Origin of the sequence: Streptomyces prunicolor NBRC 13075, from assembly GCF_000367365.1 — a bacterium.
GTDB classification, from domain to species: domain Bacteria; phylum Actinomycetota; class Actinomycetes; order Streptomycetales; family Streptomycetaceae; genus Streptomyces; species Streptomyces prunicolor.
Map to the genome: position 1 here is coordinate 33143 of NZ_BARF01000008.1, position 23223 is coordinate 56365.

20 protein-coding genes and 1 riboswitch are annotated in these 23223 nt (G+C 71.0%); of the genes, 10 read left to right on the forward strand and 10 right to left on the reverse strand.

Annotated elements, in window-relative coordinates:
- The first annotated feature begins 25 nt into the window (after positions 1 to 25).
- A complete protein-coding gene (locus SPR02S_RS04115; protein WP_019055657.1) occupies positions 26 to 1216 on the forward strand; it encodes a saccharopine dehydrogenase family protein in 1191 nt (396 codons plus the stop codon).
- A gap of 13 nt (positions 1217 to 1229) precedes the next feature.
- Here SPR02S_RS04115 and SPR02S_RS04120 read toward each other — a convergent pair whose 3' ends face one another.
- From SPR02S_RS04120 to SPR02S_RS04130, 3 genes are all read right to left on the reverse strand, one after another.
- Positions 1230 to 2147: a bifunctional helix-turn-helix transcriptional regulator/GNAT family N-acetyltransferase gene (locus tag SPR02S_RS04120; protein ID WP_019055658.1), complete on the reverse strand. Its 918-nt coding sequence runs from the start codon at positions 2145 to 2147 to the stop codon at positions 1230 to 1232.
- Between the two features lie 72 nt (positions 2148 to 2219).
- Positions 2220 to 3104: a LysR family transcriptional regulator gene (locus SPR02S_RS04125; RefSeq protein WP_019055659.1), complete on the reverse strand. Its 885-nt coding sequence runs from the start codon at positions 3102 to 3104 to the stop codon at positions 2220 to 2222.
- 17 nt (positions 3105 to 3121) lie between these two features.
- Positions 3122 to 3979, reverse strand: coding sequence for an NAD-dependent epimerase/dehydratase family protein (locus SPR02S_RS04130; protein WP_019055660.1), 858 nt, complete (start codon positions 3977 to 3979; stop codon positions 3122 to 3124).
- A gap of 364 nt (positions 3980 to 4343) precedes the next feature.
- Between SPR02S_RS04130 and SPR02S_RS04135 the strand changes: the two genes are divergently transcribed.
- The 7 genes from SPR02S_RS04135 (at position 4344) to SPR02S_RS04165 (ending at position 14111) form a co-directional block, all read left to right on the forward strand.
- Positions 4344 to 5123, forward strand: a complete 780-nt coding sequence (locus SPR02S_RS04135) for an SDR family NAD(P)-dependent oxidoreductase (protein ID WP_019055661.1) — start codon at positions 4344 to 4346, stop codon at positions 5121 to 5123.
- Between the two features lie 128 nt (positions 5124 to 5251).
- Entirely contained in the window at positions 5252 to 6658 is a 1407-nt protein-coding gene (locus SPR02S_RS55085) for an amidohydrolase family protein (RefSeq protein WP_019055662.1), read from the forward strand.
- A 210-nt stretch (positions 6659 to 6868) separates the two neighbouring features.
- Positions 6869 to 8395, forward strand: coding sequence for an aldehyde dehydrogenase family protein (locus tag SPR02S_RS04145; protein ID WP_019055663.1), 1527 nt, complete (start codon positions 6869 to 6871; stop codon positions 8393 to 8395).
- A 146-nt stretch (positions 8396 to 8541) separates the two neighbouring features.
- Positions 8542 to 10071 carry a GMC family oxidoreductase gene (locus tag SPR02S_RS04150; protein WP_019055664.1) on the forward strand — a complete coding sequence of 510 codons (1530 nt, stop codon included), beginning with the start codon at positions 8542 to 8544 and terminating at the stop codon, positions 10069 to 10071.
- A 59-nt stretch (positions 10072 to 10130) separates the two neighbouring features.
- A complete protein-coding gene (locus SPR02S_RS04155; protein ID WP_026150192.1) occupies positions 10131 to 11198 on the forward strand; it encodes a quaternary amine ABC transporter ATP-binding protein in 1068 nt (355 codons plus the stop codon).
- Positions 11198 to 13153 (forward strand): ABC transporter permease, encoded by a 1956-nt coding sequence (locus tag SPR02S_RS04160; RefSeq protein WP_019055666.1) that lies wholly within the window; start codon positions 11198 to 11200, stop codon positions 13151 to 13153. The genes SPR02S_RS04155 and SPR02S_RS04160 overlap by 1 nt, the downstream gene beginning before the upstream one ends.
- Position 13154: 1 nt before the next feature.
- Positions 13155 to 14111, forward strand: a complete 957-nt coding sequence (locus SPR02S_RS04165; protein WP_026150193.1) for an ABC transporter substrate-binding protein — start codon at positions 13155 to 13157, stop codon at positions 14109 to 14111.
- 27 nt (positions 14112 to 14138) lie between these two features.
- Here the strand turns inward: SPR02S_RS04165 and SPR02S_RS04170 are convergent, their stop codons facing one another.
- Genes SPR02S_RS04170 through SPR02S_RS04180 form a run of 3 tightly spaced genes read right to left on the reverse strand, consistent with a single transcriptional unit; the run spans position 14139 to position 15798 of the window.
- Positions 14139 to 14861, reverse strand: coding sequence for an isocitrate lyase/PEP mutase family protein (locus tag SPR02S_RS04170; protein ID WP_026150194.1), 723 nt, complete (start codon positions 14859 to 14861; stop codon positions 14139 to 14141).
- Positions 14858 to 15304, reverse strand: a complete 447-nt coding sequence (locus tag SPR02S_RS04175) for a carboxymuconolactone decarboxylase family protein (protein WP_019055669.1) — start codon at positions 15302 to 15304, stop codon at positions 14858 to 14860. The genes SPR02S_RS04170 and SPR02S_RS04175 overlap by 4 nt, the downstream gene beginning before the upstream one ends.
- Positions 15301 to 15798, reverse strand: coding sequence for a carboxymuconolactone decarboxylase family protein (locus SPR02S_RS04180; protein ID WP_019055670.1), 498 nt, complete (start codon positions 15796 to 15798; stop codon positions 15301 to 15303). Before SPR02S_RS04180 ends, SPR02S_RS04175 begins: the two co-directional genes overlap by 4 nt.
- Positions 15799 to 15845: 47 nt before the next feature.
- On the opposite strand from SPR02S_RS04180, the gene pdxR reads away from it, so the two are divergent.
- Positions 15846 to 17279, forward strand: a complete 1434-nt coding sequence (pdxR, locus tag SPR02S_RS04185; protein ID WP_026150195.1) for a MocR-like pyridoxine biosynthesis transcription factor PdxR — start codon at positions 15846 to 15848, stop codon at positions 17277 to 17279.
- A gap of 138 nt (positions 17280 to 17417) precedes the next feature.
- Here the strand turns inward: pdxR and SPR02S_RS04190 are convergent, their stop codons facing one another.
- Positions 17418 to 18266 (reverse strand): hypothetical protein, encoded by an 849-nt coding sequence (locus SPR02S_RS04190; RefSeq protein WP_019055672.1) that lies wholly within the window; start codon positions 18264 to 18266, stop codon positions 17418 to 17420.
- Positions 18267 to 18454: 188 nt separating this feature from the next.
- The gene (rocD, locus tag SPR02S_RS04195; RefSeq protein WP_019055673.1) at positions 18455 to 19684 is read right to left on the reverse strand and encodes an ornithine--oxo-acid transaminase; all 1230 of its coding nucleotides are present in this window, start codon (positions 19682 to 19684) and stop codon (positions 18455 to 18457) included.
- Positions 19685 to 19774: 90 nt separating this feature from the next.
- Positions 19775 to 19864, forward strand: a riboswitch (ZMP/ZTP riboswitch).
- Positions 19865 to 19895: 31 nt separating this feature from the next.
- On the opposite strand from rocD, the gene SPR02S_RS04200 reads away from it, so the two are divergent.
- Positions 19896 to 21350, forward strand: coding sequence for a glycine hydroxymethyltransferase (locus tag SPR02S_RS04200; protein WP_019055674.1), 1455 nt, complete (start codon positions 19896 to 19898; stop codon positions 21348 to 21350).
- A gap of 40 nt (positions 21351 to 21390) precedes the next feature.
- Here the strand turns inward: SPR02S_RS04200 and SPR02S_RS04205 are convergent, their stop codons facing one another.
- Complete coding sequence (locus tag SPR02S_RS04205; RefSeq protein ID WP_019055675.1) at positions 21391 to 22143, reverse strand: hypothetical protein; 753 nt, start codon at positions 22141 to 22143, stop codon at positions 21391 to 21393.
- Between the two features lie 58 nt (positions 22144 to 22201).
- Entirely contained in the window at positions 22202 to 23050 is an 849-nt protein-coding gene (locus tag SPR02S_RS04210) for a hypothetical protein (RefSeq protein WP_245607491.1), read from the reverse strand.
- Positions 23051 to 23223 lie beyond the last annotated feature (173 nt).

The window sequence follows — 23223 nt, forward strand, 5'->3', positions numbered from 1 at the left end:
TGGGCGATGGCCAAGAGTCATGGCCATGGTCATGGTTACGCGCGACTGCGACATCGTCGTCTTCGGAGCGACCGGCTTCACCGGTCGGCTCGCCGCCGAGTACCTGGCCGAACATCTGCCTCCCGGCGCCCGCTGGGCCATCGCCGGCCGCAGCGCCCGGAAACTGGAGGCGGTCCGGGACGGTCTGGGTCTGCCCGACCTGCCGATCCTCGTGGCGGACTCCGCCGATCCGGCCGCGCTCGCGAAGGTTGCTGCCTCGACCCGGGTCCTGATCACGACCGTGGGCCCGTACCTGAAGTACGGCGAGGCACTCGTGAAGGCCTGCGCGGAAGCGGGCACCGACTATCTCGACCTCGCGGCGGAGCAGGAGTTCGTGGACACCATGTTCGTGAAGTACCGCACTGCCGCCACCGCCAACGGCGCCAGGATCGTGCACTCGGCGGGCTTCGATTCGGTGCCGCACGACCTCGGCACGTACTTCACCGTCAAGCACCTTCCCGAGGACGTACCGATCACCGTCGACGGGGTCGTCCAGACCTCGGCGGACTTCTCGGGCGGCACGTACCACACGGTGGTCAACTACCTTGCGCGGCTACGTCAGTGGCGTGCCGCGGCCCGAGCCCGTGCCGCCGTCGAAGGCCGGCCGACGGGGCGCCGCTCCCGGAACCCGAGCGCGTGGCCGGCGCGCCGCTTCGGACTCTGGCTCGTGCCGTTTCCCGGTGTCGACGGTCAGAACATCGCGTACTCGGGCCGGCTCCTCGACCGCTACCGACCGGACTTCACATACCGCCACTGGATCGGAACCCGCCGCTTTCCGGCCGCGGCCGGGATCATCGGCCTGGCCGTCACGCTGCTGGTCGGCGCGCAGATCAAGCCGCTGCGGTCGGTACTGCTCAGGTTGAAGGACTCGGGCGCGGGGCCGACGGAGGAGGTCCGCGCCAGGAGCACGTTCACCGCCACCTTCCACCGCACCGGTGGCGGCCGGCACGTGGTCTGCCGGGTGTCCGGCGGCAACCCCGGCTACACCGAGACGGCCAAGATCCTCGGCGAAGCCGCGATGAGCCTCGCCTTCGACGACCTGCCGCGGACGGTCGGTCCGGTCACACCGGCCGCCGCCATGGGCGACGCGCTGATCGACCGGCTGGTCAGGGCCGGGATCACGTTCGAACTCGTCGAGCAACGAGTCGAGCAACGACAGGCCGGGTCAAGCACCTGACAGGTGAAGGCGTTCACGATGCTGTGGGGGGTGGCGGCCCCAGCCGCTTCTCGAACCAGTGGTCCGCGTACACATGGTCCACATACGCCGGAATCTCCGCGTACCCGCACGCCCGGTACATCGCCCGCGCCTCCGTGAGCGCCGCGTGCGTGTCCAGCCGTACGACAGTGAACTCGTGCTCTACGGCGGCCAGTTCCAGCTCGGCGAGGATGCGGCGGGCCAGGCCCAGGCGGCGGGCGGCGGGGTGCACCCAGACGTGCCGGATCTCGCCGACGCCCGGCTCCAGGGTCCGTAGCGCCCCGCAGGCCACGGGCCGCCCCTCCTCGTACGCGACGAAGAACGCGCCCGCGTCCCCGGTGACCTCCTCGGGCCGTACGAGATCCGTCTTGTCGAAGCCCTCGGGGAAGCGGGCGTCGAGGTCGGCGGCGTAGGCGTCGAGGCAGGCGCGGGCGTCCTCGGCGGCGCCGTCGACGAGGGTGACCGTGATGCCGGCCAGGCGGAGGAGGCGGTGGGTGGTCGCCAACGCGTGGGTGAGTTCGGTGCGTTGGGGTGCGGTGAGGGTGGTGAGGAGGCCGGCGACGAGCGCGTCGGAGCGGTGGTTCTGCTCCTTGACCTCGACGCGGCCCGCCGGGGTCAGCTCGATCAGGCGCAGGCGGGTGTCGTGCGGGGGCACGGTCAGCCGGACCAGGCCCTGCGCCTCCAGGGACTTCGCCATCCGGCTCAAGTAGCCCGCGTCCAGGGCGAGTCGGCCGCGCAGTTCGCGCAGCGAGACGCCGTCACCGATCTCGAAGAGCAGCCGGGCCTCGCCGAGGGGGCGGTCCTGGCCGAGGTAGTGGTCGTCGAGGGCGCCGATGCGGCGGGTGAAGTAGCGGTTGAAGTGCCGGAAGGCCGCTACGTCCGCGGGTGACACCGGGTTCGTGACTGGCTCCATAGTTCTTTGACTTTAGTCAAAGGAGTCGGGGGGGTCCATGGTCGTGGTGCGGCTGCCGTGCCCTGCCCTCGTTCAGTGAGCTTCTACGACTTGTTCGGGCAGCAGGGCGGTCGCGGCGTCGACGAACTCCTGGACCAGGCCGGTGGTCCGCCCGGTGGGCCAGGCCGCCGCGACATGGTTGGGGCCGAGGTCGTCGACAGGGATCGCCTCGACGCCGGGTCGGGTGTAGAAGTTCGCGGTGGACGCCGGGATCACGGCGATCCCCTGGCCGCCGGCGACGAGTTCGAGTTTCTCCTCGACGCTGTGGATCGCCGGCACCGGGCGGCGCTCACCGGTGCGCAGTTCCACCGCGATATCCCGCCATTCGGGGACGGCGTCGGGGTCCTGCAACAGGTGATCGGCCGCGAGGTCGGCGACTCGCACGGTCTCCTTGCCGGCGAGGCGATGGGACGAGGCCACCATGACGAGGCGCGGTTCGGTGAACAGCGGCCTGATCTCCAGGCCCGCCGGGTCGATCGGCAGGCGGACGATGCCGACATCCGCGCGGGCGTCGTGCAGCACCTCCACCTGGTCGTGCCAGCCGGTGCGCAGCATCCGCACGTCCAGCCCGGGGTGGCGCTCACGCAGCAGGCGGACGACGGGGGTCAACGTGATCCCCGGCATGAACCCGATCGTGAGGCGGGTGACGCTCTCGCTCGCGGCGCGTACCCGCCGCAGAAGCGCGTCCGCGTTCGCCAACAGGGGCCCGGCGTCGTGGACGAGCTGTTCGCCCGCCGGTGTGAGCACGGTGCTGCGGCGGTCGCGCATGAACACGTCCACGCCCAGCTCGCTCTCCAGCACCCGGATCTGGCGGGAGAGCACGGGTTGGGTGATGTGCAGGCGCTCCGCGGCCCGTCCGAAGTGGAGTTCCTCGGCCACCGCGAGGAAGTAGCGAAGCTTGCGCAGGTCGACGTCCATGCGGTTCCTCCGGGTGATCAGCCGCGCTCGAAGGGGGCGAGCGGGTCGCCGTGCGCCGGTGCCCAGCCCAGTTCGCGACGGGCCTTGGCCGAGGTGAGGCGCTGGTCCAGCGCGAACGCGTCCGCGACGGGCCCCATCTCGGTGCGGGCCCGCTCCAGTGTGATCGAGACCGTCCTGCCGTCGAGTCCGGCACCGCGCGCCGCCGCTTCGGCGACCTGCTTCATCGTCGGGTGGCCCTCGCCGACCCCGATGTAGACCGATCCCGGCTTCGCCGAGAGCGCCGCGACGTAGAGCGTGGCCATGTCGTCGATGTGCACGAGGCCCCAGTGGTTGGCGCCGTCGCCTATGTACGGGACAGCGCCCCTGATTTTACCCGGGGCGATGAAGAAATGTTCGATCAGCCGGTTGTCGCCTCCGTAGAGCAGCCCGGGCTGTACGACGACGGGGCGACCGCCCTCGGCGGCGCGTGCCGTGACCGCGTCCTCGACCGACCTGCGCCAGGCCACCACGCCGGGCGGATTCCACGGTGCGGTCTCGTCCCGTACGCCGTCGGTGTCGCCGTAGACCCAGGTGCCGCCGGTGTGCACGTAGGGTCCGGCCCCGACGCCGTCCTGCATGGCCGTGGCCGCGGCGAGATCCATGTCCGCGGAGCTGGCCTGCGCGAGATGGATCACCGCCTCGGCGCGGGCGGCCGCGTGGTTGAGCACGTCAAGGTCGGTGAGTCCGCCGCGCACCTCGATCGCCCCGGCGGCTGTCACAGCCTGTGCGGACTGCTCGCTGCGTGCCAGCGCCTCCACGGAGTGGCCTTGTCGCACCAGTTCGGCGATCGTGGCCCGGCCGATGTAGCCGGATCCGCCCGTCAGGAAAATCTTCATGCCGTCCCTCGCTGTTCATCGTTCGCTGTTCATCGTTCAGGTGTGACTCCACCGTGCGGCCTGGTCGCGGGTGCCGTCCAAGACCTGTTTCGCGCTCTGTGATGCCCGCTGGGCATGACGCGTCGGCGGCGGTCCTTCTCCTGGTACGCGGCATGGTTGATGCCCCGTGGGCATCGCAGGGGACGTAAAGGGTCTTGGACAGGGCGGCCCCGACAGATCGACAGTGGACGTGCCGCGACAGCGGGCCGGGATCCCGGTTCCTGCCTGTCGCCGGCGTTCTGATCGACAACCCGGGTTGTCGATAGCTCGGGGCGCATCTCGACAACCCGGCACACATCTCGAACGCCCTCTGGGAGGTGCGACGATGCCTCACGTCCTGATCACCGGATCCTCCGACGGCCTCGGCCTGATGGCCGCTCGCCTGCTGATCGGCCAAGGCCACACGGTGACCCTGCACGCTCGCGACACCGCGCGGGCCGCGCATACGCGTGCGGTCCTGCCCGCCGCCGAGAACGTGCTGGTGGGTGATCTGGGATCCCTCGACGGGATCCGGTCGGTGGCCGCCCAGGCCGACGCGGCGGGCCGGTTCGACGCCGTCATCCACAACGCGGGCATCGGCTACCGCGAGCCGCGCCGCGTCGAGACCGTCGACGGCCTGTCCCAGCTGTTCACGGTCAATGTCCTCGCGCCCTACCTGCTGACCGCGCTGATGACGCGGCCCGACCGGCTGGTCTACCTCAGTTCGGGCATGGCGCGCGGCGGGGACGCGGACCTGTCGGATGCGCAGTGGACCGATCGGCGCTGGAACGGGGCCCAGGCGTACAGCGACAGCAAGCTGTTCGACGTCCTGCTCGCGCGCGGTGTCGCACGGCACTGGCCCGACGTGCTGTCGAACTCGGTGGAACCCGGGTGGGTCGCGACCAGGATGGGCGGCCCCGGCGCGCCGGACGACCTGGCACAGGGCCCGGTCACCCAGGCGTGGCTCGCCGTCAGCGACGACGAGGCCGCGCGAGTCACCGGCCGGCACTTCTACCACCAGAAGCGGCGCTCCGTGCCCGCCAAGGCGTCCGAGGCGAAGGTCCAGGACGCCCTGCTCGACTACTGCGCCCGGCTCACCGGCGTCTCGATCCGCGCGTCGCGATGACCCTGCCCGGTCCCGATACGTCCGACCCGGTTCCGATACGTCCGACCCGGTTCCGGTACGTCTGACGCGGTCCCGATACGACCGGCCCTGTCACCCCGAAGTCGCGTCAACTGAAACGGAGTTCGACGATGTCCAAAGAAATCCTGATCACCGGTGGCCACGTCGTGACGCTCGACGACACGCTCGGCGACGGGCTCGGTGACGCGCTCGGAGATGTGCCCGGTGGTGATGTGCGCGTGCGGGACTGTGTCATCACGCAGATCGGTGTCGGCCTGCGCCCGGGGCCGGACACCGAGGTCGTCGACGCGCGGGGCCGACTGGTGGTCCCGGGCCTGATCGACACGCACCGACACGTCTGGCAGGGCGCGATCGCCGGGTTCACCCCGCAGATGACCGGATACGGCTACGGACCGGCCGTCCTGACCGGGATCTCGCTCGACCACACTGCGGCCGACATCTACGCCGGCACCCTGTGGGGAGCGATGCAAGCGCTGGACGCGGGAATCACCACGATCGGCGACTGGGCCCACGCACTTCAGTCGGCCGACCACGCCGACGCCAACCTGCGCGGCCTGCGCGAATCCGGAATCCGCGGCCTGTTCTTCTACGGCGGCCCCGGTCCGGCCGACGACGATCCGAACCCGCCGCACCCGCTCGACGCCCGGCGCATGCGCGACGAGCATTTCCCCGGCAGCGGCAGCGGCAGCGGCAGCGGCAGCGGCAACAGCGGCACCGGCAACAGTGCCACCGGCACCGGACGGCTACGAATGGGCATGGCGCTGCGCGGACCGTGCTTCACCTCCCCGGAGCGCAACCGCCAGGACTTCGCCTTCGCCCGCGAACTCGGCCTGCCGATCTCGATCCACGTCGGGATGGCCGGCACCGCGGACGCGGTCACCGCGCTGCGCCGGGACGGGCTGCTCGGCCCGGACGTCAACTACATCCACGCCAACCAGCTGACCGACGAGGAGATGGACCTGATCGCCGCCTCGGGCGGGACCGTGACCATCACCCCGAGCACGGACATGCTGATGCAGTTCGGCACCTACCCGGCCACCGGGCGAGCTCTGGAACGTGACATCGTCTCCGGACTCGGGGTCGACACCGTGTGCAGCGCCGGGACCGACCTGTTCTCCGAGATGCGCCTCGCGCTGGCCGCGGAACGCTCGCGCGCCAACGCCGAGTCCCTCGCCCGCAACGACCTCGTGCACGAGGTCGCACTGCACCAGCGGGACATGCTGCGGCTGGCCACGCTCGGCGGCGCCCAGGTACTCGGTCTCGCCGACGAGACCGGTTCGCTCACCCCCGGCAAACAGGCCGACATCACCATCGTCGACCTGCGTTCGCCGCACCTGGACGGCTTCGGCGACCCGGTCGCGATGCTCGTGCTCGGCGCCGGTCCGGCCGACGTGGAGACGGTCCTGGTCGGCGGGGAATTCGCCAAACGGGACGGCACCCTGGTCGGAACCCACGCGGCCAAGGCACGGGACCTGATGCACGAGACACAGGACCGGCTCCGCGCCGCGATCCGCTGAACCGCTGAACCGCAACGCAACGGCAGCCTTCGGGCAACCGCGTCGGCCAAGCGCCGTTAGCGGCTTTTGTCCCCCTGTTCAGTGACCCGGCCCACTTTCGGCCATGGATTGCGCATGCATCCGGACGTCCCGGGCAGGCGCACGCAGTCCCCGAGAGTGACAGTTAGGTGACGCTGGGACGCTGAACAGGAACGGAAGGCAATACCGATCATGGCCGAGAACACGGAACAGCAGCCGGGGAAGACCATCCACGCGGGCGGCGAGTGGCTGGAAGCGGTCTCCGGCGCCACGCGCGAGATCATCGACCCCGCGGACGCGCTGCCGTTCGCCGTGGTCGCGGAGGGCGACGAGAAGGACACGGACATAGCCGTGGCCGCCGCCCGTGCCGCCTTCGACGGCGGTCAGGGGGCCTGGCCGCGCACCCCCGTCACCGAGCGCGCCGCGCTCCTGCGCCGCGTCGCCGACCTCCTCGTGCGCGACCGCGAAGAGCTCGGCCTGCTGGAGAGCCGCGACGCGGGCAAGACCGTAGAGGAGGGTCGCGTCGACATCGACTGTGTCGCCGACGCCTTCCGCTACTTCGCCGACCTCGTCGCGGGCGAGGCCCCCGGCCGAGTCGTCGACGCGGGCACGCCTGACGTCCACAGCGTCGTCGTACACGAGCCCGTCGGCGTCTGCGCGCTGATCACCCCCTGGAACTACCCTCTGCTCCAGGCGAGTTGGAAGATCGCGCCCGCCCTCGCGGCCGGCAACACCTTCGTCGTCAAGCCCAGCGAGATCACCCCGCTGACGACGGTCGCCCTGATCGACCTGCTCGTCGAGGCCGGGCTGCCCGCCGGTGTCGCCAACATCGTCACCGGCCCCGGCCACTCGGTCGGCGCCCGCCTCGCCGAGCACCCCGACGTCGACCTCGTCTCCTTCACCGGCGGCCTCATCAGCGGCACGAAGGTCGCCCAGGCCGCCGCCATGACCGTGAAGAAGGTCGCCCTCGAACTCGGCGGCAAGAACCCCAACGTCGTCTTCGCCGACGCCTGCGCCAGCGAGGAGGGCTTCGACACCGCCGTCGACCAGGCCCTCAACGCGGCCTTCATCCACAGCGGCCAGGTCTGCTCCGCGGGCGCCCGCCTCATCGTCGAGGAAACCGTCCGCGAGCGCTTCGTCGCCGAACTCGCCCGCCGCGCCGAGAAGATCCGCCTCGGCCGCGGCACCGAGGACGGCGTCGAGTGCGGCCCGCTCGTCTCCGAACAGCAGCGCGCCAAGACCGAGTCGTACGTCGCCGCCGCGCTCGCCGAGGGCGCGGTGCTGCGCTCCGGCGGCAAGCGCCCCGAGCCGACCGCGACCCGGCCCGCCACCGGCTACTTCTACGAGCCGACCGTCCTCGACCAGTGCCACCGCGAGATGACCGTCGTACGCGAAGAGGTCTTCGGACCGGTCCTCACCGTCGAGACCTTCCGCACCGAGGACGAGGCGGTCGCACTCGCCAACGACACCGAGTACGGCCTCGCGGGCGCTGTCTGGACCGCCGACGCGGGCCGCGCGCGCCGCGTCGCCGGCCGGCTGCGGCACGGCACCGTCTGGATCAACGACTTCCACCCCTACCTCCCGCAGGCGGAGTGGGGCGGCTTCGGAAAGAGCGGTGTGGGCCGGGAACTCGGCCCCGCCGGACTCGCCGAGTACCGCGAGGCCAAGCACGTCTACCAGAACCTGGCGCCAAGGCCGGTCCGCTGGTTCGCAGGCTGATCCCGTCGACTTACTGACCCCGCCAACCCCAGCCCACCTAGGGGCGCGGGTCTGTGCCGACATGCGGCTCCGCCGCGTGGGCGCGACCAGCCACAACGCACTCGCACCTGAAAGACAGCCCCAGGCCCTCATTTGGAGTCACCCCCATGCCCGAAAACCCCCACGTCTACGACTACGTCGTTATCGGCGGCGGAACGGCAGGCTCCGTCATCGCCTCCCGCCTCACCGAGAACCCCGACGTCACCGTCGCCGTCATCGAAGGCGGCCCCAGCGACGTCGGCCGCGAGGACGTACTGACCCTGCGCCGCTGGATGGGCCTCCTCGGCGGCGAGCTGGACTACGACTACCCGACCACCGAGCAGCCGCGCGGCAACTCCCACATCCGGCACAGCCGCGCCCGCGTGCTCGGCGGCTGCTCCTCGCACAACACTCTCATCGCCTTCAAGCCGCTGCCGTCCGACTGGGACGAGTGGGAGGCGGCCGGCGCCAAGGGCTGGGGCGCGATCTCGATGGAGGCGTACTACGCCCGCCTCCTCAACAACATCGTCCCCGTCGACGAGAAGGACCGGAACGCCATCGCCCGCGACTTCGTCGACGCGGCCCAGGAAGCACTCGACGTCCCGCGCGTCGAGGGCTTCAACAAGGCCCCGTTCACGGACGGCGTCGGCTTCTTCGACCTCGCCTACCACCCCGAGAACAACAAGCGGTCCAGCGCGTCCGTCGCGTATCTGCACCCGGTGATGGACGAGCGCCCCAACCTCACCCTTTTCCTTGAGACTTGGGCCCACCGCCTGGAGCTGAACGGCACCCGCGCGGAAGGCGTCCACGTCCGCACCAAGGACGGTGAGGAACTCCTCGTCCGCGCCCGCCGCGAGGTCGTCCTGTGCGCCGGCGCCGTCGACTCCCCGCGGCTGCTCCTGCACTCGGGCATCGGCCCCCGCAAGGACCTCGAAGCGCTCGGAATCCCCGTCGCCGTCGACCTCCCGGGCGTCGGCGAGAACCTCCTCGACCACCCCGAGTCGGTGATCGTCTGGGAGACGAACGGGCCGATCCCGGAGAACTCCGCGATGGACTCCGACGCGGGCCTGTTCGTGCGCCGCGACCCCCAACTCCCGGGCCCGGACCTGATGTTCCACTTTTACCAGGTCCCCTTCACGGACAACGCCGAGCGGCTCGGCTACGAACGCCCCGAGTTCGGCGTCTCGATGACCCCGAACATCCCCAAGCCGAAGAGCCGCGGCCGCCTGTACCTGGAGAGCGCCGACCCGGCCGTCAAACCCGCCCTGGACTTCCGGTACTTCACCGACGAGGACGACTACGACGGCCGCACCCTCGTCGACGGCATCCGCATCGCCCGCGAGATCGCGAAGACCGAACCACTCGCCGGCTGGCTGAAGCGGGAGGTGTGCCCCGGCCCGGAGATCCTCGGCGACGCGGAACTCAGCGAGTACGCCCGCAAGGTCGCCCACACCGTCTACCACCCGGCCGGCACCTGCCGCATGGGCGCCGACACCGACGAACTGGCCGTGGTCGACCCCGAGTTGAGGGTCCGCGGCCTGGACGGCCTCCGGATCGCGGATGCCTCCGTCTTCCCGACCATGCCCGCCGTGAACCCGATGATCGGGGTGCTCATGGTCGGCGAGAGGGCTGTTGACCTGATCGGAGGTGGTGCGTGATGAGTACCCTCAGTACGCCCAACGGCCTTGATGAGCCCGGCAGTTCCGCGACCACGAGCATGAGCACAGGCGCCTCTGGCAACCCCGTATTTTCGGTGGACGGCCTCTGGAAGGTCTTCGGCCCGAAGGCCGACCAGGTCCCCGCCGACCCGGAACTCACCGCCCTCGACGCCGCCGAGCTGCACACCCGCACCGGCTGCACCGCCGCCGTCCGCGACGTCTCCTTCGACGTCCGCAAGGGCGAGGTCTTCGTGGTGATGGGCCTGTCCGGCTCCGGCAAGTCCACCCTGGTCCGCTGCCTCACCCGCCTCATCGAACCCACCGCCGGCACCATCGCCATCGACGGCGAGGACGTCCGCGCCATGGACAAGTCCCGGCTGCGCGAACTGCGCCGCCACCGCGCCGCGATGGTCTTCCAGCACTTCGGCCTCCTCCCGCACCGCACGGTCCTCGACAACGTCGCCTACGGCCTGGAGATCCAGGGCATCGGCAAGGCCGAGCGCCGCCGCCGGGCCGCCGAGGTCGTCACCAAGGTCGGCCTGGAGGGTATGGAGCAGCGTCGCCCCGGCCAGCTCTCCGGCGGCCAGCGTCAACGCGTGGGCCTGGCCCGGGCGTTGGCGGTCGACCCCCAAGTCCTCCTGTTCGACGAGCCGTTCAGCGCCCTCGACCCGCTGATCCGGCGCGACATGCAGGAGGAGGTCGTCCGGCTGCACCGCGAGGAGGGCCGCACGATGGTCTTCATCACCCACGACCTGAACGAGGCGCTGAAACTCGGCGACCGCATCGCCCTGATGCGCGACGGCCGCATCGTCCAACTCGGCACCCCCGAGGAGATCGTCGGCTCCCCGGCCGACGACTACGTCCGCGAGTTCGTACGGGACGTGCCGCGCGCGGACGTCATGACGGTCCGTACGGCGATGCGCCCAGGAGACTGCGGAGCTTCGGAGCACCCCGGCGCGCTCGCGGCCGACGCGGTCGTCGCCGAGGCCATCAAGGTCGTGTCCCGCAGCGGAAAGCCCGCCTGTGTCGTGGAGGACGGCCACTGTCTCGGCGTGGTCGACCACGCACGGCTGCTGGACGTCGTGGCAGGGGCGGAGCTCGCCGATACCGGCAAGGGGGCGGTCTGATGGCAACGGTCACCGCACCCGCCCCGCGCCTCGCCCTCCCCGGCGTCCTCCGGCACCGGGCCGCGCACAAACTCCTGCTGCTCGCGCTCGCAGCCGCGATCCTCGTACCGCTCGCCAACGCGCACTGGGCCAGCGGGAGTTGGCCGCAGGCCCTCACCGTCGACCTGTCCGGTCCGCTGGGCCGGGCCAACGACTGGATCATCGACAACCGCGACAGCTCCCCGCTGTTCCTGTACTTCTTCGGCTACATCAGCAACGCCGTCGTCCTCTCCGTACGCGCCGTCTACCTGGTACTGCTCGCCGCGGGCTGGGCCGGCGTCACCGCGTTCGGCGCCCTCGTCGCCTGGCGGGTCGCGGGCATACGCCTCGCGATCGGGACCGGCGTCGCCTTCCTCGCCTGCGGACTGCTCGGCATGTGGGTACCGACCATGCAGACCCTCGCGCTGATGGTGGTCGCGGTGCTCACCTCGGTCGTCGTGGGCGCCCTGCTCGGCCTGGCCGGCGGCCTCTCCGAGCGCACGGACCGCGCACTGCGCCCGGTCCTGGACACCATGCAGGTGCTCCCCGCCTTCGCCTACCTCCTCCCCGTTGTCCTGGTCTTCGGCATCGGCGTCCCCGCCGCCGTCCTCGCCACCGTCGTCTACGCCGCCCCGCCCATGGCCCGCCTCACCACGCTCGGCCTGCGCAACGCCGACCCGGAGGTCCTGGAAGCCGTCGACTCCCTGGGCGCCACCGGACGCCAACGCCTGCTGACCGCCCGGCTCCCGCTGGCCCGCAAGCAGCTCCTCCTCGGCCTCAACCAGACGATCATGATGGCCCTCTCCATGGCCGTCATCGCCTCCGTCATCGGCGCCGGAGGCCTCGGCGACCGCGTCTACCAGGCCCTCGCCTCCGTCGACGTCGGCGCCGCCCTGGCCGCCGGCATCCCGATCGTGCTCCTGGCCGTCGTACTGGACCGCGTCACCGCCGCAGCGGGCGAACAGACCGACGAGTCAGCAGGTGAACCGGGGTCGACTCTCCGCCCGTGGCTGTACGCGCTCGGCGCCACCGTGGCCGTAGCAGTGGTGGTCCGGCTCGCCGGCGCCCTGGACTGGCCCTCCGGCTGGACCCTGAACATCGCCGAACCCGTGAACCGCGTCGTCGACTGGATGACCGCCCACCTCTACTCCGGCGTCCCCTACCTCGGCGGCACCGCCGACTGGGCCGGCCACTTCACCACCTGGGTCCTGGACCCCGTACGCGACGGCCTCCAGTGGCTGCCGTGGTGGTCGGTGCTGCTGATCGTCGCCGCCCTCGCCTGGGTGATCGGCACCTGGCGCACCGCGCTCACCGCCGTCCTCGCCATGGCCGCGATCGGCGTACTCGGGGTGTGGAAGCCGTCCCTGGACACGCTGTCGCAGGTGCTGGCCGCCGTGGCCGTCACCCTCGTCCTCGGCTTTGCGACCGGCATCGCCGCCGCCCGCAGCGACCGCGTCGAACGCGCCCTGCGCCCCGTCCTCGACGTCTGCCAGACCATGCCGCAGTTCGTGTACCTGATCCCGGTCGTCGCCCTGTTCGGCGTAGGCCGCGCCCCGGCCGTAGCGGCGGCAGTCGTCTACGCCCTCCCCGCCGTCGTCCGCATCACCACCCAGGGCCTGCGCCAGGTCGACCCGGCCGCCCTGGAATCGGCCCGCTCACTCGGCGCGACCAGCGCCCAGCAGCTACGGCAGATCCAACTCCCGCTCGCCCGCCCGGCGTTGCTCCTCGCCGTCAACCAGGGCGTGGTCCTCGTCCTCGCCGTCGTCATCATCGGCGGCCTGGTCGGCGGTGGCGCCCTCGGCTACGACGCCGTATTCGGCCTGGCCCAGGGCGACTTGGCGACCGGCCTGGTCGCCGGCGCCGCGATCGTCTGCCTCGGCCTGATGCTCGACCGGGTGACCCAACCGACGGAACGCCGCACCAAGAAGGGAGCGTGACATGCGAGTTCGTACGGCTTACACAGTGGCCGCGGTGACGTCCCTCGCCCTGCTCTCGGGCTGCGGCGCCGCCGACATGACCAAGCAGGCCTCACCCTTCGCCAACGCGCAGGGCGCCAAGACCGTGACCCTCTCCGTCCAGTCCTGGGTCGGCGCACAGGCCAACGTGGCTGTCGCGCAGTACCTGTTGGAGCACAAGCTCGGCTACCGCGTCGACACCGTCCAGGTCGACGAGGTCCCCGCGTGGGACGCGCTCAGCCAGGGCCGGGTCGACGCGATCCTGGAGGACTGGGGCCACCCCGACCAGGAGAAGCGCTACGTCGACGACAAGAAGACGATCACCCGCGCGGGCGGCCTCGGGGTCACCGGCCACATCGGCTGGTACGTCCCGACCTACCTGGTCAAGCAGCACCCCGACATCACCAATTGGAAGAACCTCAACAAGTACTCCTCGCTGTTCCGCACCGCCGAGAGCGGCAGCAAGGGCCAGTTGATGGACGGCTCGCCCTCCTACGTCACCAACGACAAGGCCCTGGTGACGAACCTGAAGCTCAACTACCAAGTGGTGTTCGCCGGTTCGGAGGCCGCGCAGATCACCCAGATGAAGCAGTTCGCCAAGGAGAAGAAGCCCTTCCTCACCTACTGGTACGCACCCCAGTGGCTCTTCAAGAAGGTCCCCATGACGGAGGTCGAACTCCCCGCCTACAAGGAGGGTTGTGACGCCGACGCCGCCAAGGTCGCCTGCGCCTACCCCCACACCCCGCTCCAGAAGTACCTCAACACGGACTTCGCGAAGAAGGGCGGCAAGGCGGCGGCCTTCCTGAAGAAGTTCAAGTGGACGACTGAGGACCAGAACGAGGTCTCCCTGATGATCGCCGACCAGAAAATGTCCCCGGCGGACGCGGCGAAGAAGTGGGTGGACAACCATCCCACCACCTGGAAGGCCTGGCTGTCCTGACCCTGCTTCCCCTTCACCGTTCACCGCTCACGGCTTCAGCTCGGCGGCCCTCCCTAGGAGTGCGTGTGCCGCCCAGCGCTGGAGTCCCGGCCCGAACGTGATGCGTGTGGCCCCGAGTTCACCGAGTGCGGTGGGCGAGGGGCCCGCGCCGTCCAGCCGCGCGAGCGCGTTGACCGGCCCCTGAATACCGGACCGCAGCAACGGCAGCACCTCAGCCGGAGCCGCGATCGGATACACACAGTCGGCACCCGCCGCGACGTACAACGCGGCCCGCTCGATGGCCAGTTCGGGGTTCCCGTCACCGTGCAGGAAGGTGTCGACCCGCGCGTTGACGAACAACCGCTCCGCCGCCACCGCCCGCACCTCCGCCAGCCAATCAGCGTGCCGACGCGGATCCTTGAGCACCCCACCCTCGGAGTCCTCCAGGTTGCACCCCACCGCCCCCGCCTCCAGCAGCCGCTCCACCAGCTCCTTCGGCGCGAGCCCGTACCCGCCCTCGACATCCGCCGACACCGGCACGTCCACGGCCCGCACGATCCGCGCGACCGCCGCGAACATCTCGTCCGCCGGCACCGCCCCGTCCTCGTACCCGAGCGAGGCGGCGACCCCGGCACTGGGCGTGGCGAGCGCCGCGAACCCGGCCTCCACGAACACCCGCGCACTGGCCGCGTCCCAGGGCCCGGGCAGCACCAGCGGATCACCGAGCAGCCGCCGCCGATGCAGACTCCGAAAGACCTCGACTCCACTCAAGACGGATAACCCCCGGGTTCGATACGACGGCTGACCATCACCCGGTTCCAGTTGTTGATGGCGGTGATCAGCCCGATGAGATGGGCGAGTTGCCCCTCGTCGAAGTGCGCGGCGGCTCTCGCATACACCTGATCCGGCACGAATCCCTCCGTCAGCACTGTGACCGCCTCGGTCAGCGCGAGCGCGGCCCGCTCCCGCTCATCGAAGACGCCCTCGGCCTCCTCCCAGGCGGCCATCATGTCCAACTGCCGCTCACTCACCCCGAGTTCACGGGCGGCGGTCAGATGCATGTCCAGGCAGAACGCGCAGTGGTTGAGCTGCGAGGCTCGGATCACGACGAGCTCGGCGAGCGCGGGATCGCCCAGCCCCCTCTTCGCGGCGGCGCTCACCGATGACAGCGCCCGCCCGACCTCCCGGTCCAACAGCCGTGTCCGCACGGTCACTTGTGTTGTCCCGCTTTGTAGTGCCCCGGCACCATCCGCGTGCTCACCCCGAACCGGTTCCACGCGTTGATCACCGTGATCGCGGCGATCAGCTGCGCCAGCTCGGCCTCCTCGAACTGCTCGGCGGCCCGCTCGTACACCTCGTCCGGCACAAAACTGTCCGTGATCACGGTGACCGCCTCGGTCAGCTCGATCGCCGCCAGCTCCTTCTCGGTGTAGAAGTGCCGCGACTCCTCCCACGCGCCGAGCTGAATGATCCGCTCCACGCTCTCGCCCGCCGCGAGCGCGTCCTTGGTGTGCATGTCGAGGCAGAACGCGCAGTGGTTGAGCTGCGAGGCGCGGATCTTCACCAGTTCGAGCAGCGTCGGGTCGAGGCCCCGACGGGCGGCGGCGTCGAGCCGGACCATCGCCTTGTAGACCTCGGGTGCGTGCTTGGCCCAGTCCAGGCGGGGGCTGTGTTCGGGGGCGTAAGGAGCTTCGTGTGCTGTGGTCATGTCCTCGACTCTAGAAGTCAGGCAGCCCAGGAGTATGGTCCATTTCCATGGCAAAATCGTGGGCCACTTTGGGCGTAGACCTGCACCTCGATCCAACCGGCACCGGCACCGGCACAGGCACAGGCACCGGTACAGGCACCGGTACAGGCACCGGCGTCCGCCGAGGCCTCACGGACGCGCTGCGCGACGCAGTCCGCACCGGCCGCCTCGCCCCCGGCACCCGGCTGCCCTCCTCCCGCTCCCTCGCCACCGACCTCGGTATCGCCCGCAACACGGTCGCCGACGCCTACGCCGACCTGGTCGCCGAGGGCTGGCTCACCGCCCGCCAGGGCTCCGGCACCCGCGTCGCCGAGCGCGCCGTCGTCCCGCCCACGGACACCACCCCGCCCCGCCGCCTCCGCAGCCGCCCCACCTACGACCTCGTCCCCGGCACCCCCGACCTCGCCGCCTTCCCCCGCACCGAGTGGCTCAAGGCCGCCCGCCGCGCCCTCACCGCCGCCCCCTACCAGGCCCTCGGCTACGGCGACCCACGCGGCCGTGTCGAACTGCGCACCGCCCTCGCCGCCTACCTCTCCCGCGCCCGAGGCGTAGGCGCCGACCCCGAGCACATCCTGATCAGCGCGGGCATCTCGAACGGCCTGAGGCTGATCGGCACGGCTCTCCGGGCCCGGGGCTCCCGCGCGATCGCGGTGGAGTCCTACGGCCTGACCGCGCACTGGCAGATCCTGGCCGAGGCCGGTCTGCGCACCCGCCCGCTCCCCTTCGACCAACTGGGCACGAACCCGGCACAGTTGACGGACGAACCGGCGGTCCTGCTCACCCCCGCCCACCAGTTCCCCATGGGCGTCCCCCTCCACCACGACCGCCGCTCCGCGGTCGTCGACTGGGCCCGGCGCACCGGCGGCCTGGTCCTGGAGGACGACTACGACGGCGAGTTCCGCTACGACCGCCAGCCGATCGGCGCCCTCCAGGGCCTCGACCCGAACCACGTCGTCTACCTCGGCACCGCCAGCAAATCCCTCGCCCCCGGCCTCCGCCTGGCCTGGATGGTCCTGCCCCCTTCACTGATGGAGGAGATCGCGAAGGCGAAGGGCGGCATCGACACCTGCGGTGTCCTGGATCAACTGACCCTCGCCGAGTTCATCACCTCCGGCGCCTACGACCGCCACGTCCGCGCCGCCCGCCTGCGCTACCGCCGCCGCCGGGACACCCTGGTCGAGGCCCTCGCTCAGCACGCCCCCGACGTCCACGCCACCGGCATCGCGGCCGGCTTCCACGCCGTCCTCAGCCTCCCGCCCGGCACCGAACAGTCCGTGGTCCAGGCCGCAGCCTGGCAGGGCCTCGCCCTCCACACCCTGTCTTTCTACCGCCACGAACACGCCGTCGCCGCTCCTCTGGACGCGCTGGTCGTGGGCTACGGAACCCCGCCGGACCATGCGTGGGCGGGGGCGGTGGAGGCGCTGTGCAGGGTGCTGCCGTGAGGGTGTCCTCTGTGCCCCGGGTCCACCGGAGGGGGTGCACCCTTCAACGCAGGCCGACAATCCAGCCCGTCCGGCGCTTGAGGACGAGGCCCCTTCAGGGCCGAAGCGGGGGTCCGGGGGCGCAGCCCCCAGGGCCGGTCACCCCAACTCACCCGCACCTTCCACCGCTTCACCGCCGGGGGCAACCTCACCGAACCGCGCCAACGCCAACGCCCCCGCCACAGCCACCAAAAACCCCAACACCGCCAGCCACTCCAACCCGCTCCGCGTACGGTCTCCGAGCCACACCACCCCCACCGCCGCCGGCCCGAGCGTCTCCCCGATCACCAACCCCGCCGTCGCCGTAGTCACAGACCCCCGCTGCAACGCCGTCGTCAGCAACAAGAACGCCGCACCCCCACCGACAAGCAGCGCGTACGTCGCCGGATTGCTCACCAGCGTCGAGGGCGACAGCGAGTCGATCAACCGGACCGCCACCTCGACCACCCCGAACCCGAACCCCGCCCCCAACCCCAGCGTCAACGCCCGCCCCCGCTCCGGCAGTCGCCCGCCGACCAGCCCGAGCAGCAACACCGCCACCGCCGTCCCCAACATCGCCCACTTCAAGGCCATGGACCCGTCCCGGTGCCCCTCCGCCCCGGACGCCAGCCCCAGCATCGCCAGCCCCGCGCAGACCACCCCGACGGCCGCCCACTCCGTCCCGCGGAGCCGAACTCCCAGCAGCCGCGCGGCCACCACCGCCGTCACCGCGAGGCTCGATGCCAGGGCCGCCCCGACCGCGTAGATGGGCAACGACCGCAGCGCCGCGATCTGGAACACGAACCCCAGACCGTCCAATCCGAGCCCCGCCAGATACCGCCACTGTCGCAGCGCCCGCAGCAACAGCGCCGCGTCCCCGCCCCCACCCGTCGAGGCCGCCCGGGCGGCAACCGCCTGCAACACCGTCGCCGTACCGAAGCAGACCGCCGCGCCGAGCGCGCACACCATTCCAAAGAGCACAAAGTGACTGTAGGGGAGATGAGATCGCCACGGCCCTCCCGGGCGGACCCTCTCACCGATCTCTGGAGATCCCCCGGACGAGCCCCCGGGCACCAGACCCAGTCTCCAGCCCCGAGGTCCCAGCCCCGAGGTCCCAGCCCCGAGGTCCCAGCCCCGAGGTCCCGACGCCCCAGGCCCTACACCCCCAACACCGCCCGGAGTTGACCCAGCCCCCAGTCCAGGTCCTCCCGGCTGATCATCAGCGGCGGCGCGATCCGGATCGTAGGACCATGGGTGTCCTTCACCAGAACGCCCCGGTCCAACAACCGCTCCGAGACCTCCCGCCCCGTCCCGACCGCCGACGCGATGTCGACCCCGGCCCACAGCCCCCGCCCACGCACCGCCGTCACCCGCCCGGTGTCCGTCAACTGCCGCAATTCCCGGTGCAGATGCTCCCCGAGCTCCGCGGCCCGCGCCTGGTACTCGCCCGACCGCAGCATCGCGATCACCTCCAGCGCCACCGCGCACGCCAGCGGATTGCCGCCGAACGTCGACCCGTGCTCCCCGGGCCGGAACACGCCCAGCACCTCCGCACTCGACACCACCGCCGACACCGGCACCACCCCACCGCCCAGCGCCTTCCCGAGCACATACATGTCGGGTACGACCCCCTCGTGCTCGCACGCGAACGTCCGCCCCGTCCGCCCGAGCCCCGACTGGATCTCATCCGCGATGAAGAGCACGTTCCGCTCCCGCGTCAACTCCCGTACCCCCGCCAGATATCCGGCCGGCGGCACCAGCACCCCCGCCTCACCCTGGATCGGCTCCAACAGCACGGCCACCGTGTTCTCACTGACCGCCGCCCGCATCGCGGTGAGGTCCCCGTACGGCACGATCTCGAAGCCCGGCGTGTACGGCCCGAAGTCCGTCCGCGCCTCCGGGTCGGTCGAGAAGCTGACGATCGTCGTCGTACGGCCGTGGAAGTTGTTGCCCGCCACGACGATCTTTGCCCTCCCCTCGGGCACCCCCTTGACCTGATACCCCCACTTCCGGGCCGTCTTCAGCGCCGTCTCCACCGCCTCCGCGCCCGTGTTCATCGGCAGCACCAGCTCCATGCCGCACAGCTCGGCCAACTGCTCGCAGAACGCGCCGAACCGGTCGTGATGGAACGCCCGCGAGGTGAGAGTCACCCGCTCCAATTGCGCCTGCGCCGCCGCGATCAGCCGAGGGTTGCCGTGCCCGAAGTTCAGCGCCGAGTACCCGGCGAGCAAGTCCAGATAGCGCCGCCCCTCCACATCCGTCATCCACGCCCCGTCGGCGGTGGCGACGACCACCGGAAGCGGGTGGTAGTTGTGCGCGGTATGCGCCTCGGCGGCGGCGATGAGGGCCTCCGTACTGGCTTCGTTACTGGCTTCCGTACTGGTCATGGCGTCTCCCGGGGTGAGGGTGCCCCTTTCCTATCCTCGCCCGCATGGTGGACGCGGGAGCCGCACCGTCCGGCCCGCCCGGTAGGCTGACCGGTGGGCCGTGACTGGCGCGCTGGGATGGGACCGACCATCGGGGAGCGGCCCGAGCTGGACTGTGTGCCGTGCGCCTGGGCCGTACCGAGAACGCCGAACGCCACGTCCGGAGGTCCCCATGCCCGACAATTCCGCGCCCCTTTCCAATGAATCCACCGCCTTCCGCGCCGCCCTCGATGTGATCCGCGCCGTCGAGCCGCGCGTCGCCGACGCCATCGGCCAGGAAGTCGCCGACCAGCGCGAGATGCTCAAGCTGATCGCCTCCGAGAACTACGCCTCCCCGGCCACCCTGCTGGCCATGGGCAACTGGTTCAGCGACAAGTACGCCGAGGGCACCATCGGCCGCCGCTTCTACGCCGGCTGTCGCAACGTCGACACCGTCGAGTCCCTCGCCGCCGAGCACGCGCGCGAACTCTTCGGCGCCCGTCACGCCTACGTCCAGCCGCACTCCGGTATCGACGCCAACCTCGTCGCCTTCTGGTCGGTCCTCGCCGACCGCGTCGAGGTCCCGGCCCTCGCGAAGGCGGGCGTCCGCCAGGTCAACGACCTCTCCGACGCCGACTGGGCCGAACTCCGCCAGGCCTTCGGCAACCAGCGCATGCTCGGCATGTCCCTGGACGCCGGCGGTCACCTCACCCACGGCTTCCGCCCCAACATTTCCGGCAAGATGTTCGACCAGCGCTCCTACGGCACCGACCCCTTCACCGGCCTCATCGACTACGAGGCCCTGCGCGCCTCCGCCCGCGAGTTCAAGCCGATGATCATCGTCGGTGGCTACTCCGCCTACCCCCGCCTGGTGAACTTCCGCATCATGCGCGAGATCGCCGACGAGGTCGGGGCGACCCTGATGGTCGACATGGCGCACTTCGCCGGCCTGGTCGCGGGCAAGGTGCTGACCGGCGACTTCGACCCGGTCCCGCACGCGCAGATCGTGACGACCACCACCCACAAGTCCCTGCGCGGCCCGCGCGGCGGCATGGTCCTGTGCGACGACTCCCTCAAGGATCAGGTCGACCGCGGCTGCCCGATGGTCCTCGGCGGCCCGCTCCCGCACGTCATGGCCGCCAAGGCCGTCGCCCTCGCCGAGGCCAGGCAGCCCTCCTTCCAGGACTACGCCCAGCGCATCGTCGACAACTCCCGCGCGCTGGCCGACGGCCTGATGCGCCGGGGCGCCACCCTCGTCACCGGCGGCACCGACAACCACCTCAGCCTGATCGACGTCGCCTCCTCCTACGGCCTCACCGGCCGCCAGGCCGAGGCAGCCCTGCTCGACTCGGGCATCGTCACCAACCGCAACGCCATCCCCGCCGACCCCAACGGCGCCTGGTACACCTCCGGCGTCCGCATCGGCACCCCCGCCCTGACCACCCGCGGTCTGGGCACCGCCGAGATGGACGAGGTCGCCGGTCTCATCGACCGCGTCCTCACCACCACGGAGCCCGGCACCACGAGCAAGGGCGCGCCCTCCAAGGCCCAGCACATCCTCGACCCGAAGATCGCGGACGAGATCTCCCACCGCGCCACCGACCTCGTCGCCGGCTTCCCGCTGTACCCGGAGATCGACCTCGGCTGACCCACGCTCACGCTCTTGAGTTGTCAAAGATCGGCGACTCTCACAGATCGATGAGTTCCTGTCGTGGTTCCTCGCGCGGCGGTCCGGCCTCACCCCGGGCCGCCGCGCGGCGTATCAGCAGCGTGCCGCCGACCCCGATAGCCACCCCCGCCGCCGCCCACCAGGCACATCCGGCAAGCTCCGCAGATCCAGCCCCACCCCCAACTGCCTTGCCGGCGGCGTCGGTTCCGCCGAGCACCCCCGCCCGCTCCAGCTGCGCGAAGACCGCGCGCGGCGCCCGATGCCAGCGGATGTCGTCGTCCGCCACCTCCGGAGCCGGATCCGTCCGCACCCACGGTGTGCCGTCCGCGGCCACGAACAACTGGTCCTCGCGCTCCACCGCCACATCACCACCCGGAGCCCGACTCGTCCGAGGCCAGCCCCCGACCCCGGTCAGCCCCCACACCACGGTGATCCGCACCTCCGGATACCGGCCCGTCTCCCATTCCCGCGACACCCGCTCCGTCCCCGCGTACGTCGGCTGCAACAACGTCCACAGGCGGGCGAACGACGACTGCCCGGAGCGCCACGTCTCCGTTCGGCCCGAGTCACCCGTCACGACCAGCGCCAGATCCGGGATGTCTCGGAGCGGGTCCTGAGCCGAGACCTGAGCCTGCTCCATGGCCCGGGGCCACGCCTGATCCGTCCCGAAGGCCTGGGCGTGGGCCGGAGCCGCCCCGGCGAGAGCCATCAACACCGGCCCCGCTACGAGACACAGGCCCCGCAACTTCGCCCGTCCCCTCCCACGTTCCATGCGTCCCCCTCCTTCCATCCCCTGCTTCCCCTCTGCCCGTCCTCGTCTCCTCCGCCCCTCACACGTCCCGCAACTCCTGCCTCGGCCCTGGCCCCGGATCCCGCCCTTTCCGCCACCGGTCCAGCGGCAGCCGCGCGACGAACGGCCGCAGACCCAGTGCCAGTACCGCTCCGGCCGCCGCGCCCGGTATCGCCCACCACCAGTCGGTGCCATGCCTCTTGTCCGGCAGGGAGGCCCGCACCGTGGTGGTCCCCGCCCCTGTCCCCGTTACTGTCCCCGTCCCCGTGTCGGAGTCAGGCGCGACCGCGGCCGGTGCGGGCTCGGTCGACTCCCACGGCGCCGGGAAGATGCCGGAGTAGCCGTCACCCGTGCCCTTGCCCAGCACGCCCAACTTGTCGAAGAGGGCGCGCAGTTGGGCGGGGTGCTCGGCCCGGTGCCAATAGCCGTTCAGGTTCGTGTTCTCCGGGACATCGGCCGCCGTGTGGATCCAGACCGCCTGCGGCCGGGACTCGACCGGAAAGACCCGGTCGATCCGCCAGGGCGATATGTCGTGCGCCAGCCAGGTGACGTTGATCTGGTGGGCGTGGACCAGATCGGCCTCGGGCGGCTTGTCGCGGCTGCCCTTGCCCTCGGGCCCGAGTAACTGCTGGAGTTTTCCGTACTGTTCGTCCGAGTAGTACAGCCCCCTGGCCCGCCCGCTCTCCGGCGAGGTCACCAGCACGCTCGTCGGCCCGCCCGCCGACGCATCCGACGCACCCCACACCATCAGGGCCAGCGTCATCGCCAACGCCCCGCTCAGAGCGGCCAGTTCACGAACCCCGCCCGCGCTCTTCCCTGCCCGGCCCGCACTCCTCCCCGCCTCGCTCGCACTCCTGCCTGCCCCGCCCGCACTCCCGCCTCCGGACATCCGAACCCCCCAGCCCATCCGCCGATCCCCGTACGACCCGCCCGCGAGCCGCCTGTCACTTCTGGTACACCGCTCGGCCCGCCGAGGTTCCCACCCAAGCCGCGCTGCCTGAACTACCCACACCGCTCAGACCACTTGCACAATCGGCGCCACTTGCACAGCTCGCACCACGC